The sequence below is a fragment of the Acrocarpospora sp. B8E8 genome, assembly GCF_039871605.1.
GTDB classification, from domain to species: domain Bacteria; phylum Actinomycetota; class Actinomycetes; order Streptosporangiales; family Streptosporangiaceae; genus Acrocarpospora; species Acrocarpospora macrocephala.
In genome coordinates, this window is record NZ_JBDPLV010000060.1 from 25,795 (window position 1) to 40,360 (window position 14,566).

12 protein-coding genes, 1 tRNA gene and 1 pseudogene are annotated in these 14,566 nt (G+C 64.0%); 5 read left to right on the plus strand and 9 right to left on the minus strand.

The genetic code is table 11. The features are described from left to right. Positions 1-12 precede the first annotated feature (12 nt). The 4 genes from ABGB08_RS40525 to ABGB08_RS40540 all read right to left on the minus strand — a co-directional run bounded on the left by ABGB08_RS40525 (position 13) and on the right by ABGB08_RS40540 (position 3,865). Positions 13-612, minus strand: a complete 600-nt coding sequence (locus ABGB08_RS40525) for a copper resistance protein CopC (RefSeq protein WP_347601828.1) — start codon at positions 610-612, stop codon at positions 13-15. A 75-nt stretch (positions 613-687) separates the two neighbouring features. Then, positions 688-1,233 carry a hypothetical protein gene (locus ABGB08_RS40530; protein ID WP_347601830.1) on the minus strand — a complete coding sequence of 182 codons (546 nt, stop codon included), beginning with the start codon at positions 1,231-1,233 and terminating at the stop codon, positions 688-690. 221 nt (positions 1,234-1,454) lie between these two features. Continuing rightward, positions 1,455-1,916 (minus strand): DUF2267 domain-containing protein, encoded by a 462-nt coding sequence (locus ABGB08_RS40535; RefSeq protein WP_347601832.1) that lies wholly within the window; start codon positions 1,914-1,916, stop codon positions 1,455-1,457. A gap of 167 nt (positions 1,917-2,083) precedes the next feature. After that, the gene (locus ABGB08_RS40540) at positions 2,084-3,865 is read right to left on the minus strand and encodes a bifunctional NAD(P)/FAD-dependent oxidoreductase/class I SAM-dependent methyltransferase (RefSeq protein WP_347601834.1); all 1,782 of its coding nucleotides are present in this window, start codon (positions 3,863-3,865) and stop codon (positions 2,084-2,086) included. A gap of 79 nt (positions 3,866-3,944) precedes the next feature. Here ABGB08_RS40540 and ABGB08_RS40545 point away from each other — a divergent pair, with 79 nt between their 5' ends. The 4 genes and pseudogenes from ABGB08_RS40545 to ABGB08_RS40560 all read left to right on the plus strand — a co-directional run. Beyond that, entirely contained in the window at positions 3,945-4,526 is a 582-nt protein-coding gene (locus ABGB08_RS40545; protein WP_347601836.1) for a helix-turn-helix domain-containing protein, read from the plus strand. A 106-nt stretch (positions 4,527-4,632) separates the two neighbouring features. Next, the gene (locus ABGB08_RS40550; RefSeq protein ID WP_347601838.1) at positions 4,633-5,727 is read left to right on the plus strand and encodes a Fic family protein; all 1,095 of its coding nucleotides are present in this window, start codon (positions 4,633-4,635) and stop codon (positions 5,725-5,727) included. A gap of 92 nt (positions 5,728-5,819) precedes the next feature. Beyond that, the gene (locus ABGB08_RS40555) at positions 5,820-7,223 is read left to right on the plus strand and encodes an ATP-binding protein (RefSeq protein ID WP_347601840.1); all 1,404 of its coding nucleotides are present in this window, start codon (positions 5,820-5,822) and stop codon (positions 7,221-7,223) included. Positions 7,224-7,928: 705 nt separating this feature from the next. Then, positions 7,929-8,276 (plus strand): annotated as a pseudogene (locus ABGB08_RS40560) (transposase); the annotation flags it as partial. A 262-nt stretch (positions 8,277-8,538) separates the two neighbouring features. Here the strand turns inward: ABGB08_RS40560 and ABGB08_RS40565 are convergent. Then, the gene (locus ABGB08_RS40565) at positions 8,539-9,384 is read right to left on the minus strand and encodes an ATP-binding protein (protein WP_347601842.1); all 846 of its coding nucleotides are present in this window, start codon (positions 9,382-9,384) and stop codon (positions 8,539-8,541) included. 54 nt (positions 9,385-9,438) lie between these two features. Continuing rightward, positions 9,439-10,896: a tetratricopeptide repeat protein gene (locus ABGB08_RS40570; RefSeq protein ID WP_347601844.1), complete on the minus strand. Its 1,458-nt coding sequence runs from the start codon at positions 10,894-10,896 to the stop codon at positions 9,439-9,441. 801 nt (positions 10,897-11,697) lie between these two features. Between ABGB08_RS40570 and ABGB08_RS40575 the strand changes: the two genes are divergently transcribed. Beyond that, positions 11,698-12,423, plus strand: coding sequence for a transcriptional regulator (locus ABGB08_RS40575; protein ID WP_347601846.1), 726 nt, complete (start codon positions 11,698-11,700; stop codon positions 12,421-12,423). On the opposite strand, the gene ABGB08_RS40580 is transcribed toward ABGB08_RS40575, so the two are convergent. The 3 genes from ABGB08_RS40580 to ABGB08_RS40590 form a co-directional block, all read right to left on the minus strand. Then, a complete protein-coding gene (locus ABGB08_RS40580) occupies positions 12,404-13,114 on the minus strand; it encodes an HAD family hydrolase (RefSeq protein ID WP_347601847.1) in 711 nt (236 codons plus the stop codon). The two genes, ABGB08_RS40575 and ABGB08_RS40580, sit on opposite strands and share 20 nt — an antisense overlap. A gap of 406 nt (positions 13,115-13,520) precedes the next feature. Next, positions 13,521-13,594 (minus strand) — tRNA-Pro (locus tag ABGB08_RS40585). 68 nt (positions 13,595-13,662) lie between these two features. Next, on the minus strand, positions 13,663-14,565 hold the full coding sequence (locus ABGB08_RS40590) for a metallophosphoesterase (RefSeq protein ID WP_347601849.1): 903 nt from the start codon (positions 14,563-14,565) through the stop codon (positions 13,663-13,665). Position 14,566: the final 1 nt, after the last annotated feature.

Below are 14,566 nucleotides of genomic sequence, written 5' to 3' on the forward strand. Positions count from 1 at the left end.
TTCGGTCGTCGATCAGGTCTCGTTTGCCTTGCGTCCGGTGCTGAACCAGACGACGACCCCAACGACGACCAGGATCCCGCCCCCGATCCAGAGCCATCCAGGCACGCCGCTACCGTCCGCGGTTTCTTCCTCGCCGCTCGCCTCCGAGAAGGTGGTCACCGGCGTCGGCGTAACCGGTGCCGACACCGCCTCCGTGGGGCTCGACGTGGGTGTGGATTCAGGCGAGGGACTGGGGCTGGGGTCGGCCTTCACCGTGAACGGGATTTCCCCCTCGATGGGATGCCCGTCCACGGACACGACCCGCCACGCGATCGTGTACTTCCCCGAGGCCAACGCCTCCGGCACCTCGGTACGCACCTTGGTCCCGTCCAGCTTCGGCTTCCCGAGGTCGATCTTCTCGTCCCCCAGCATCAGCACGACCGCCGGAAACCGCACCTTCGAGGTGAAGTCCAGCGTGATCGTCTCCACACTGTCGACTTTGGCGTTCTTGGCGGGATTACTACTCTTCAGACGGTCATGGGCAGCGGCCGGCGCGGCCGGTATCGCAAGGAACAGTCCGCAGGCGAGCGCAGCCGCCAGGGAATTACGGACGAATCGCGGCAGGGAAGCCAACGTGAACTCCAGAGGTAACGCCCAGACTCCAGCCGGGCACGACAGGGATGACCTACAACGTCCGCGCCGACCACATCAGTCGGCGCACGCCGCCCCCGGAGGCCCTCGCCTGGCGATACCCCCCGCGACATCCCGCGTCCGCCCCACCGCCGGTTCCTCAAACGCCACAACCGTCCACAACGGCGTAGCCACCCCAACCGGCACAACCCCCAACATCCACCGCAACACCGGAACCGACGGCGCCCTCCACAGCCGCAGCATCAGCCACAGCGCACTTTCCCCCCGATACAGCCACCACCCAGTCAGCAGCCCCACCACCAGATGAACCACCCCCATCCCCATATTCAGATGAAGATGCGCACCCGGCGGGGTGACCGGCGCCGCCCAACTGAACAACAGATGCAACAACGCCTGCGCCCCGAGAGTCACCCCCAGGACCGGCCAAGCCCCCAACTCCCGCCCACCAACGAGATACGCGACCCCCAGCGCGCCGATCCCCCCAACACCGGCCACACCCGGACCAACCACCCCACCCCCGGCGAAGGCATGACCACCTGCGGTGACGCCCACACACACCACCGCGAAATAAGCTGCCCGCACCGCCCGCAGCACGGGGTCCATAGGGGACACCCCACCATCCTTCCAGCCCACCGCCGTACAGTCGACACGCGTGAAAGGGGCGGAGCAATGGACTCACGCCGAATTCATGACTCCTCGAAATCTTCTGGGGCTGCGAGGAAATACATCTCACTTTCGTCCGCGGAACGACATGGCGGCGGTGGCACCAGTTCTCCCGCCCCTGGTTCCTGACGCACCCGCACCCATCGGATTATCGTGCCCAGTTATCGGCCCGGTATTGGATGATCAGTCTTGGGCACCTCAGTGGGTTGCAGCAGCTCGCGAACCTCCTGAGGCAACTGGCCGAGCGCGTGCAGGACTGGTGACTCCGACATCTCATCGCAGAGGAAGGCGGTCACGATCGGTCCAAGCTTGGGCACGTCCGTATGGGCGATGCGGCCGGACCGGCAGAAATGTTCGATGAATTCCTGCCGGTCGCGACGGATCGGTACGGAGCTCGGGCTCCAGCCGTTGTAGTAGATACCGCGCACCAGATCGGGTAGCTGGGAGGCCAAATGCGCTGCGGTGTCCACGGTCAGGCCGTCCCGGACCGAGTGCAGCCACATTCTCAGCACGTGGTAGGCGAACTCCCGGTTGTCGGTGCCGATCGCGTCGGAGAGGTTCGCCAGCCAGCGGTTGGTGGTCTGGATGGTGCGCTCAAGACTGTGTACTCCCGTGGGTGACATGATCCCACCACCTTCGTATACGAGCTTCCTTCCCCTTCTTGCTTAAATCGCGTGCCAACTCTCGCCTCGTAAATCGGCAAGCACGTCGGCATCAGGGCGCCGGGTGGCTCGGGGGTGAAATCCTCTGAGCCACCCGGCGGCATCGGGGCCGAGAAGTCCCGGGTTTGTCAGTGGCGTCGGACGGCGCGCAGGACGGCGTCGCGGATGTGTCCGTTGGGGTCGACGGCCTGACGTTCGGGTGCCGCGGCGGTGACGATGTGCCAGTCGTCTGGGTCCAGGGTGGCCGCGATCTGGTCCGCTGTGAACATGAGGTCGAGATGGGGGTGGCGGCCCATCGAGGTTTCCAGATCCGATGGGTGGTGACCGACGATGAGGAGCGTTCCGCCTGGGCGGACGGCCGCGGCCAGCCGCCGGTGCAGTGACTCGAGCTCTGGGCGAGGTAGGTGCATGAACTGCGCCGACACCAGGTCGAACCGCAGTGGCGCGGGATCCCAGGACAGGACATCGGCCTGCTGCCAGGTGATCCGGCCGGCGATTTCGGCACCGGCCTCGGCGGCCTGCTCGGCGGCGCGATCCAACGCCACGCGGGACACGTCGACCCCGGTGACACGCCAGCCTTGGGAAGCCAACCAGATCGCGTCGGCCCCTTCGCCGCTGCCGACGTCCAGCGCGGTAGCCGGGACAAGGTCGGCGGCAACGGCGACGAGGTGAGGGTTGGCGTTGCCACTCCAGATTCTGTCGGACGAGCTGTAGCGCTCGTCCCAGAACTCCTGGGTGAAGTGGACGCTGACGTCCGCGTGATCGTGGTCGGCCGCGTGCGTTGCGTCGCCGCCCACGATCTCGCTCGTGGCTGCGTGGTTGCCCATGTGCGTTGCGTCGCCGCCCGCGGAGACGAGGCCCGCGATTTCGCTCGTGGTCACGTGATCGTCCGTGTGTGTTCTGCCGCCGTCCGTGGAGATGTGGCCGCTCGTGATTATGTGGTCGGGCGTGGCTCTCCGGTATGCCGTTACGGCACGTTGGGTGTCCTCGGTGATCAGATCCGCGTTGATGGCAGCGGCGGCGGAGACACCCTCGGCGGCTGCGGTGACGACTTGTGCCATGAGATTAGTGACGTTTCCGGCGACCCACACGCCCGGAACTTCGGTCAGACCGGTGGGGTCGGCGGCGATGAACGCTCCGTGACCGGACGGGTGGGGGGTGGGACGCAGCCCGAGGGTGGCCAGCACCTGCGAGGATGCCACGAACTGCGGCGCGACGACCACTGCCTGCCGGGGTATGACCGTGCCGTCGGATAGACGCACCCCGGTGATCCGGTCGTCGGCGACTTCGACGGAGTCCACGATGCCGGTGACGACTCGGACTCCGGAGGCGGCCAGCTGCTCGGCTTGTTCTTCGGTCAACGCTGGTGCGGTGTGGGTGAACAGCACGAGGTCCGAGGTCAACCGCCGGAACAGCAACGTCTGGTGCATGGCCCCGGGTCCGGTGCCGAGGACGCCGACGGCCTGGTCACGGATCTCCCACCCATGGCAGTACGGGCAGTGCACCACATCGCGGCCCCACCGTTGCCGTACACCGCTGACGTCGGGCAGTTCGTCGACCAACCCCGTGGTCACCAGCAACCGCCGGGCGCTGACGACTCGGCCCTCGTCGAAGGCCACCTCGAACCCGTCCGCGGTACGGCGCACCGACTGGGCCTCGCCATGGACAACGAGGCCACCGTAGTGTTCGACCTCCTTACGGCCGGTCTCGACCAGTTCCATCGGGCTGATGCCATCCAGGGACAGGAACCCGTGCACCCCGGAGGCGGGGGCATTGCGCGGCGACCCCGCGTCGATCACGACCACCGAACGCCGTGCCCGCCCCAACACCACCGCCGCGCTCAAACCGGCCGCCCCGCCACCGATCACCGCGACATCGAATCTCTGCGCCAACTGCTCTGCCTGGGTCATCGCGACCACCTCCACCAACACCATGCGATCGCCAGCCCGAAAAGCGCAAACATTCTTGCTGTTATGGCAAACTGGTCGTATGGAGGACAACCTGGACAACGTGCTCACCGCCGTCGGACCCCGGCTGCGCACACTGCGGCGCCAACGCGAGACCACACTGGCCGACCTCTCCGCGACCACCGGCATCTCGGTCTCCACCCTGTCCCGACTGGAATCCGGCCAGCGCCGCCCCACCCTGGAACTGCTCCTGCTGCTTTCCCAGGCGTACGGAGTTCAGATCGACGAACTCATCGGCGCCCCACCAACCGGCGACCCCCGGGTCCACCTGCGCCCCGTTACCCACAACGGCATGACCATGGTCCCGCTGACCCGCCGCGCCGGGGGCGTACAAGCGTACAAACTGATCATTCCCGTCTCCCCTCAGAGACCCCCCGATCAGAAAACCCACGAAGGCTACGAATGGATCTACGTCCTCAACGGCCGCCTCCGCCTGCTACTCGGCGATAAAGATCTTGTTATCACCCCGGGCGAAGCAGCCGAGTTCGACACCCGCATCCCCCACTGGTTCGGCACCGCCGACCCCACCCCCGTCGAGGTCCTCAGCCTCTTCGGCCGCCAGGGCGAACGCGTCCACCTCCGCGCAAGATCGGTACACGACTAGGCCAGGCCACACTTCCCCCCTCTGGCCGATGGCAGACCGCTTACGGAGTCCGTTCGTATCGACGATTTATTCAACATTTATCAACGTGCTCAAGTACTATTGACGGGTGTTCACGCCCAACTTCACGATCTCACCGTCGATTGCCACGGCGCTGATGGCCATCGAGGGGGACCGTCAGGCGATCATGGAGTTGCCGATCAACGTGGAGGTGCTGGCCGGGCTCCGCCAGACCGCCAAGCTCGCCGCGACCCACTACTCCACGCAGATCGAAGGCAACCGGCTCACCCAGGCGCAGGTGGCCGAGGCCCTACAGGGGGCGCACTTCCCGGGACGAGAGCGCGACGAAGTGGAGGTGCGCAACTACTATCGCGCGCTCGAATATGTCGAATCCTTGGCCGCAGCCACTGGGCCGATCGACGAGACGGAGATGCGCCGCGTCCATGGGCTGGTCCACGATGGCATGAAGACGCCCTCACCCTATCGGCCTGGCCAAAACGTCATCCGGGATGCGGCCACCGGACGCATCGTCTACATGCCGCCCGAGGCCGGGGACGTGCCCGTCCTCATGGCTGAGCTCTTCGAGTGGATCAACGAGCAGCTGGAGAGACGGGAGCTGCCTGCTCCCATCGTCGCGGCCATCACGCACTACCAGTACGCCACGATCCACCCGTACTACGACGGCAATGGGCGTACGGCCCGCCTGCTGACCACGCTGGTGTTGCATCGGACCGGCTATGGCTTGAAGGGCATCTACTCCCTGGACGAGCATTATGCCCGCGATCTTTCGGCGTACTATGCGGCGCTGACGGTCGGCCCTTCGCACAACTACTACTTGGGGCGCGCGGAGGCGGACATCACCGGTTTCGTGGGCTTCTTCTGCGTGAGCATGGCGGACGCCTTGGGTGCGGTCCGCGTACGCGCAACTGAGGCTCAGGTGGGCGGCGCCGTCTCCGGCCGTGACGATTCGGTGGCGTTGCGGCATCTCGATCCGCGCGCCCGCCGGTTGCTCGAGCTCTTTCGCGACCGCGGGATCGTGACCGGTGCCCAGATCGCCTCCCACCTGGGCCTCAGCGCGCGGACGGTGGCCCCTCTCGCCCGCCGATGGATCCAAGACGGACTGCTGGAGATCCACGACTCGGCTCGCAAGACCCGTTCCTACCGGCTGAGCCCTCGCTACGAACGCCTGATCCACCGAACGTAAATAGACGGCACAGAGATACCCTCGCGTACGATCTCGTGCCTCCGTATGCTACGACCATTGCAGCATACGATAGTCGTAGGTTATTTTGGATCATGTCCTTCATCAACCGACGGCGAGAACTGGCCACGCTCGATGCCTGGTGGAATCAGCCCGGTCCCCAGTTCGGTGTCGTCTGGGGGCGCAGGCGGGTCGGAAAGTCCTTTCTGATCTCCCATTGGGCCCGGGACAAGCGGGTCGTCTTCCACGTCGCGCGCAACCGGGCGGTCCAACAGGAACTGGCGCTCCTGTCCAGACTGGCGCATCCGTTCGCCAGCGACAGCCGTCGCGACCTGACGCGTCGGCCATTCGCAGACTGGGATGACGTGATCGAGGTCCTTGCCCATGCCGCGAAAGATGAACCGCTACTGCTGGTGATCGATGAGTTTGGCGAACTCCTGCAGAGCGAACCCAACCTGGAAAGCGCCCTGAGAGCGCTCTGGGAGCAGGTTGGGGATACCAAGTTGCGGCTGCTGATCACTGGCTCGGCGGTCCGGGTGATGGAGGCGTTGCAGGCCGAACGCGCTCCGCTGTTCGGACGGGCAACGCTCCGGCTGCACCTGCGCCCGTTCACTCCCGGGGAGGCCGCCCTCATGCTGCCGGGACTGGGGGCCGCCGACCGTGCCAGGGCGTGGGGGGTCTGTGGTGGCACGCCGTACTATCTCGCCTTGTGGGACGACCAGGCCACCTTCCAGCAGAACCTCGAACGACTGGTTTGCACGGAACAGGGCATTCTGCTGAACGAAGGCGAACTGGTGCTCGCCACCGAGGACTTCGCCGGCGGGCGGCGCGAACGGATCCCGGAACAGGTCCTGCGCGCAATCGCCGCGGGTCGTACGAAATTCTCGGAGATCAAGGATGCGATCGGCGCGGAACCCACCAGGGCGCTCCAGGCGCTGCGAGATCTCGGGTTGATCGAACGAGTCCAGCCCGTCCGTGCCAAGCCGGACGCGCGCCGCGCCCACTATCGGGTCGCGGACAACTTTCTCGCCTTCTGGCTGTCCATCGTGGAAACTCACCGGCCTGCCATCGTGCGTGGCCTGGGCCATGATGTTCTTCAGGTCGTCCAGGAGCAGTTCGACGATTTCATGGGTGACCGCTGGGAGGAGGCCTTCCGCGCCCACCTGACCCTGATCGCGCCGAAGGACCCTCGCTTGTCGCCGGTGGTCGACGTTGGCCAATTCTGGCGGCAGAGCGTCTCCGGGGCGGAAGACCCCTGCCAGCTTGACGCCGTCGTCCTGACCGGTCGCAGCCGGACAGTCACGCTCGTGGGCGAGGCCAAATGGGGTGCTAGCGCGAACGGTCACCGCCTGCTGACCGGGTTGCGCCGCAAAGCGGTCGAATCAGGTCTGCCGATCGCCGACGAACTCGTCTACGCCCTGTGCGCACGCGAAACCGTGACCCATATCGATCCCTCCCCGGACATCATCTCGATCACCGCCGCTGACATTTTCGGGTGACTCACGAGGGTTTGGGTGTACTTCGTAGCTGTACGACGCAGAAGGCTAGCCGAACTGACGGCATGTCATATCCCGCATAAATGGGTGCTGACCCCGATGGCGGCGTTTTCAGACCTCGCCGAGACTGGGATCAGGCCGCGCAGGAGGGAGATGTAGCCACGCTGGCCTTTCGCTACACGCCACAGCCTGTCACGTGCACTATGGGGCTCCTCTATCGCGCGAAGAACTCATAGTCACTTTTAGTTTCATGTATAAGCGTGACATGAAACTAAAAGTCCCATATAGGTCTACGCAGACTCGTAGATCTTCTCGCCGAGTCGCTCCATGGCTCTCCGGAGCTCAGCTGAGCCGCCGAACCGGTCGGCAAGTAGGTATTCGGAGATCGTGTGACGGGAGGTTGCGGTCCTGACGCCGTGGACTGCGAAACGCTGGTCCGTGGTGCGTGATTCGCGGCTGCTGAGGGTGTTTGCTGGGGTGCATGGTGGTTGCGGCCGGTGTTGTCCCGGATTCGGAGGATGCTGAGGCATGCTGCGGGATGCGCTGGCTGCGGCGCTGGAGTCGAATCGGGAGATGGCGCGGCTGGTTGCTGAGCTGCGCGAGGAGAACACGCGGCTGCGGGCGGAGAACGCCCAGCTGCTTGAGCGTGATGCCGAGCGGGAAGCCGAGATGGGCTGTCTCCGTGCTGAGTGTGAGCGTCCACATGAGCTGGGGTTGCGTCATCGTCGCCGCGCTCGCTGCGAGGACCGCATCCGCACCCACCAAGGACACCGGACTGCGCAACCTGGCCTGCATGGCTTCGCCCAGAACCAGGTCTGGTGCGAGATCGTCGTTCTGGCCTCCGGCCTGCTGGCCTGGATGCAGATGCTCGCCCTGGAGGACAGCCCGGCCCGCCGCTATGAACCCAAACGGCTCCGGCTGCGTCTGTTCGCCGTCGCCAGCCGTCTGGCGCGGGGAGGCCGGCGATTACGGCTGCGCATCGCCGCCCGGTGGCCCTGGGCTCAGCAGATCATCACCGCCCTCGCCCGGCTGCAAGCCTTACCGGCAACGACCTGACCAGCACCCGAGCCGCCACAACGCCCAGAAAGGACAACCGCGGGTCCGTGGAACCCCGTCAACCCGGCGGACACTTGAATGAAAAGTGGCACGCGGCGGCGCAGGGGAAGGGCGGACCGGAAAACAACCCGCCATATAGCCGTGCACGGTACATCAATCGTAATATCCGGGAGGTGGACTACCTGCCCATGAAATGGGGGGCAAGCCAGAGCGAAAGCTAATTATCGCGCCAGCGTGCATTCTCGTTTATCTAGTCGGATCGTTATGCATTGAATCCGTGCTCTACGAGTTCATCAAAGAGAAAGCTCTCGTCCGAGGGCCAATAATACCCTTCAGTAGATATGGTGCCTACGTTCTTCCGAAAATATGCGTAGCCTTCGATGCGTAAGAGGCATAGTGCGCTCCAAGCGACCTGCCTGGATACGCCGTGCTCCTCCATCAACTGCTGTTGGGTCGCTACGCGCGAGCCCGGAGTGACCTGCCCCGACCGCATTCTTCTTGCCAGCACGGCTGCCACATGCACGACTTGTTGTGAAGTCGTAGGCCGAGCCGGCCCGCTTTCTTTCTCCGACTCCTCTGGCCCCGCATCGTCACTCGCGGCCACCTCACCCGGAGCCACTGTGCCCTGCTCAAGCTCAGGCCAGGCCGATGACTCTCCAGGTGGGGCCAAGTTGGCCCAGACTGTGCGGCCACCCTCCCCGCAGTAGCAGTGCCCCCATTCGCTGGAAATCTTCTCCACCAATTGGAGCCCGTACCCCTCCTCGCCAGGCTTGGAAATAAGGTAGGGCACCGTACGCGCAGATCCCTGGTCAACGACCTGGAGATGAAGAATCCCGGCCAATTCCGTAATCTGAAGCCTGATCTTCCCATCCGGATCCCAGCCCGAATCCGAGTGCCGCACCGCATTGGAGAACAATTCAGTCGCAAGTATTAGCATATCGTGTACTCGTTCGTCGGCCCGCCTCTCAAACACTTCGCGGACAAACGCGCGGGCTTTTGAAGTAGCGCTCGGCGTTCCGGGAAGCTCGATTGAGCCCCACCTTACACAGGGGGTTTCGTCGGTATCCGAAGTCGCGGATGATTGATCAATTTCCTCTGCCTTGGCCATAGAAGCCTCTCTCCTGATTAACGAATTCGTTTGCTCGTCGGCTCTGCAGAAGCTTTAAACCTCATGGAACTCACCCATGATGTGACGAAAATAGGAAACCTCTCTAATGACCTCTTCCCGCAGCTTCGAGGCGGGCGGATCGTTGAAAACGGCCAGAGCCGTCAACGCCTTCTCCCACGAGATTCGTGATTCCTGGAAATGCTTCATGGCGAACTGCGCCCTTGCCATTCCGCACAGGCTGAGCGCCTGCGGCCAGCGGTCACCCTGCTCACGATGCACCGCTTCGGCCATGCGGTAGAGCTGCGATGCTTCCGCGTACATCTGTAGCTCTAGATGGACCTCTCCCGCTCCGTCCAGCGCCAGCGCTTCTCTGCTGCGGTTGCCAAGCTCGCGATGGATGGCGAAGGAGCGCTCAAAGGAATCCAGGGCATCCGGGTACTGCCAGGCCGCTCCCTGTACGCGGCCTAGTTCCAGCAGCCAGTAGCCTCGCCACATCGGGTTACCCGCAGCAGCGGCTATCTCCAGCGCGGCATCAATGCGGGCGCGTGCATCGGTCAAGTCGCCGCTGGAACGCAGGGCGCGGCTGAGCAGGGCCAGCGCCTTTCCTTCTGAGGAACGATCTCCTTCGTCAGCGAAGACCTCCACCATCTCGGACAAGACCTGCGCCGCCTCCGCGGTCTGTCCGAGTTCGATCATTGCCTCCGCGCCGTTGGTGGCAGCCACGGCCGTCCACCGAGGCATTCCAAGATCCACGAAGATGTCAGTACTCTCGTCGAAGCGTGCGCAGGCCGTGCGAAAACGGCGACGGCGTAACTCCAGCAGGCCCAGAGCGTTCAAGGACGACGCCTCACCAAATCGGTCGCCCTGTCGGCGGCGAATCTCCAGCGCAGTCAGGTGGCTGGCCTCGCCTTCCTCCAGCCGCCCCGTCTGCACGTACAGCTCGCCCAGGCTTTCCAACGCCAGCGCCTGACCGGCCCGGTCCCCGTCAGCTTCAGCGGAGGCGACACCGATCTTGGCGACTTCCTCCCAGTCCTCATAGGCGTTCCACTGGGCGTAGATGGCCCACAGCACACCCGCTAACCGCCAGACCAACCCGTGCAATCGCGCCTCTGAAGCGGCCCGGACCACCGAGACGATCGTGACACGCTCCTCCTGCCACCAGCGCAGTGCCTCCTCCGGCAGCTCGAAGGACTTGGGCGTGACCTCAGTCGGGTTGTCGCACTTCGGGTCCCAGGCGTCAGACGGCGCCAGCGTGAACTGCGCCCAGTCACAGGTGTGCAGATACCAGGACACCAGCCGGACCAGCGCCTCATCGTCGCCCGAAGTCCTCGCGTCACCGACGTGGCTGCGAAACGCCTCGTTGAGTCGGAACCGGCCTGGGGGCATGGTGCGCACAATCAGACCTGCTTGGGCCAGTGTCGTCAGCGCACGGCTAACCATTCCCGCCCGTACACCAGCCAGCGCGGCAGCAGTCTCCACCGCGAAGGCAACCCCTGGAAGCAGCGAAAACATCCGAAAGAGCTGACCAGTGAGCCCCGATGCTTCTCCTCGTTCGAGGTGGTTCCCGGATTCCATTTACTCCCCACTCACACCTAGGCACTCAGTCCCTCACAGGATGTGGGCCAATAACGGCCGATGGAAGGCCGTCAATAGTCCCTACATCGGCCCTAGATAGGCCGTTAGAGGAGAGTGATCGCCGAGACAAGTCCCTAAGGCGGCCAATCAGGGGGTAAGGTGGCCGTGTGACTAGGGCAGGAGGGACACCTGATGCGTCGTTCGGCGGGTAACTCGCATCTCAAGGCGGCTCGTATGCACGCTGGCTACGGATCTCAGCAGGCGTTGGCCGACGCCCTCACGCGCGCGGCTCCAGCGTTGGGTCTCCCGCATGTGGAGGTTAGCGCCCGCCAGGTCCGCCGATGGGAATCGCCAGATCCACCCTGGCCCCACGTGGATAAGCAGCGTCTTTTGGTCCACGTACTCAGACTTCCGATTGAGCAGCTTGGTTTCACTCCACCTTGGGCGGACTCCCAGTCCTCAGATCAGGGTGTTCCTCCCATTTCTCAAATCGCTCACGGTGGAGGTTCGGGTCTGCCGATTTCGCTGCCGACCGCTGGATCGCCAGTCCAGCCGGCCACCATCGGTGACGATTATGGGAGCATCACAAGGGCTTATCGACGTCTTTATTGGAGTGTTCAGCCCAGCCAGCTACACGCCGCCGTAGCCGAACACACGCGTCTAGGCGCGCAACTCTTGGCGGAAACGGTAGGACCAGCCCGCCTATTGCTTGCGACAGCGCTAGCGGAATCACTCCTCATGGCCGCGCGCATCGAATTTTTCGACCTACAGCAACCAGCAGAGTCGGACGTCACCCTAATTAGCGCCTTGCAGGCGGCTGGAGAGGCTGATGACGCACTTCTAGGCGCGGCCATTCTAGCTCATGCCGCATTCATTCCAGGGTGGGCGGGTCAACTTGAAGATGCGCTGGAAAGAATCAGGGCCGCCCGCACCTACGCACGTCGAGGCAACGCTTCTGCTGACTTCCTGGCATGGCTGTACGCGGTAGAGGCGGAATGTGAAACACGATGCGGTCGCGCGCAACAGGCACTTACCGTCATAGGGCGTGCAGCAGATCTTCTAACAAGCGAAAATCAGCATTCGCCTGCCTGGTTCGACTGGTTCTCCGCCATACGGCTCAACGCCTTCAAGGGGAACACACAACTACGGGCGGGCCACCTGCCCCAGGCGCGCCAGACCTTGGAAGGAGTGCTGGAGGAACTCCCTGTCGTGGATGTGAAGCAGCGCACCGTGGTTCTCGGGGATCTGGCTGCGGTAGAAGCGGCCGATCACAGCCCTGAAGCGGCGTGCCAACGCGCTCAAGAAGCGCTCGATCTTCTATCTGTGACCTGGTACGCGGCGGGTATGGACCGCATACGCAATGCGCGCAGGGCACTACAGCAATGGAATGATCTTGAATGTGTCCAACGACTTGACGACCGCCTCTATGAGTGGCGGACGACGATCAACGCGCTACAGCATTGAGTTGAATTATGCGGTCGGGGAGCTCGGAAAGAGTGTCTATGCGAACCGTCGGTACCTCGTTCGAGTCGGGATCATCCCGCTGGATGACTCCCCATGGCCCTCGCCGGATCAATGCTGTTTGCAGGCCCATCCTTGCGGCAGGTTGAATGTCGTTATCCAGCCGATCCCCTACGTAGAGGATCTCCTGAGCAGCGCAGGGCGTATTCTTGGCCACCTGAGAAAAGAACTCCACATCTGGCTTGGATACACCCCAATCATCTGATGTGGCAATCATATCGGCGGGGAGATTCAGCGCCCGCAAGATCTTCCCTGCCCGTATCGTCTGATTGCCAGCAATACCAACCCAAAGTCCATCCGCTCTTAGACGGCTGAGCGTAGGGCGAACATCGGGGTAGAGGTCATCTTCCCCGAACCATTCCGCTCGCCCTGCTGCCGCACGCTTTTCCCGCTCTTCGGCCAAGTCGAAGCCAGGGCGAAAAACTTGAAACGTCTCTCTGTAGTCACGGCCTTGCGCAATCACTGCGCCGAATACTGCAGAGAAGGTGTGACGTGGCACGTTCAGCCAATCGGCCCAGGTACCGTACTCTCGTGTCTCGTCTACCAGGCACTCACCGACGTCGAATACCACAGCCCTAATCACGTCCAGCAGTTTACGACCTTTCGGGGTGCTTGTCGTCCAGAGATAGAGCACGAGCTAGCGATCAGTGGATGGGGAGGTGCTCCGGGTCCGCCGGGAGATCGGTGACGACTGCGGGCCGCGTGATCAGATAATTCTCAACAACATGCAGGAGGTGGAACTTCGGTTGGCCCGCTATGGTTCGGTCCGGCAGCATCTGGAGCAGGCCGTAGCGCTGGAAATCGAAATGAGCCGACAACACCAGGCTACGTGGCTGGCCAACTCGGGTAACCTGCGACAACACATCGGCTGGTCGGGGATTAGTGGCCTGGTAGCTCTCGGCTTAGCCATCTTCGCTGCCGTGAAGGTTTGGAAACGGGCTGGCAGCAAGGGCGCACAGTCACGCAGTTAGACACTCTGAAGAACAAGAAGGCCACTTCCTCAGATCGGAAGTGACCTTCTAGTAGCTGGTACTCCTGGGTCGGGGTGGCGGGATTTGAACCCACGGCCTCTTCGTCCCGAACGAAGCGCGCTGCCAAGCTGCGCTACACCCCGGTGCGAGGGCCTTTGAGTGCCCTGCGCCTCGGCAAGTCTAGCGGACTTTGGGGATGCTCGCTTCACCCTTAACGGGCGGGTCGGGCGGGGACCAGGGTGAGGAGGGTGGCTTCGGGGGGGCAGGCGAAGCGGGCGGGGGCGGTGGGGGAGGTGCCTAGGCCGGCGGAGACGTGGAGGTAGGCGGAGTTGTGGTGGGAGAGGCCGCGGACGCGGGCGCGGTCGATGCCGCAGTTGGTGACCAGGGCGCCGTAGAAGGGGATGCAGAGTTGGCCGCCGTGGGTGTGGCCGGCCAGGAGGAGTTGGTAGCCGTCGGTGGCGAATCTGGTCATGTTGCGGGGTTCGGGGGAGTGCATGACGCCGAGGCGGAGGTCGGCGTCGGCCGGGGCGGGGGCGGCGATCTGGTCGTAACGGTCCAAGTCGATGTGGGAGTCGTTGATGCCGCCGACGTGGATGTCGAGGTGGGCGACTTTCAGGCGGGCGGTGGAGTTGTTCATGTCCAGCCAGCCGGCCGAGGTCATCGCGGTGCCGAGTTCCTGCCAGGGGAGGTTGGGGAGGGCTCGGCGGGTGTCCGCCTTGGATGTGCGCCAAAGGTAGCGGGCGGGGTTCTTGAAATGGGGGGAGTACATGTCGTTCGAGCCGTACACGAACAGGCCGGGGCGGTCCAGGAAGGGCTCGACGGCGTGCATGTACGCGGGGATGGCGTCGGGGTGGGCGAGGGTGTCGCCGGTGTTGACGATCAGATCGGGGTCGAGGGAGGCGAGCGAGCGGACCCAGTTGATCAGGCGGGTGCGGCGGGGGGTCAGGTGCAGGTCGGAGATCTGCAGGATCCTGATCGGGCGGACGCCGGCGGGGAGCACGGGCACGTCGAAGCGTCGCAGGCGAAACCAGTTGCGCTCGACGACAGTGGCATACCCGAGCCCGGCGACGCCGAGGCCGAGCAGGGACAGGGGTACCGCGACAGCTTTCCGCACC

Excerpts from the sequence above, each read along its gene's own strand:
- ABGB08_RS40530 (WP_347601830.1), bottom strand. The coding sequence starts at position 1,233 with ATGGACCCCGTGCTGCGGGCGGTGCGGGCAGCTTATTTCGCGGTGGTG.
- ABGB08_RS40535 (WP_347601832.1), bottom strand. The coding sequence starts at position 1,916 with ATGTCACCCACGGGAGTACACAGTCTTGAGCGCACCATCCAGACCACC.
- ABGB08_RS40540 (WP_347601834.1), bottom strand. The coding sequence starts at position 3,865 with ATGACCCAGGCAGAGCAGTTGGCGCAGAGATTCGATGTCGCGGTGATC.
- ABGB08_RS40545 (WP_347601836.1), top strand. The coding sequence starts at position 3,945 with ATGGAGGACAACCTGGACAACGTGCTCACCGCCGTCGGACCCCGGCTG.
- ABGB08_RS40555 (WP_347601840.1), top strand. The coding sequence starts at position 5,820 with ATGTCCTTCATCAACCGACGGCGAGAACTGGCCACGCTCGATGCCTGG.
- ABGB08_RS40565 (WP_347601842.1), bottom strand. The coding sequence starts at position 9,384 with ATGGCCAAGGCAGAGGAAATTGATCAATCATCCGCGACTTCGGATACC.
- ABGB08_RS40570 (WP_347601844.1), bottom strand. The coding sequence starts at position 10,896 with ATGTTTTCGCTGCTTCCAGGGGTTGCCTTCGCGGTGGAGACTGCTGCC.
- ABGB08_RS40575 (WP_347601846.1), top strand. The coding sequence starts at position 11,698 with ATGGCCGCGCGCATCGAATTTTTCGACCTACAGCAACCAGCAGAGTCG.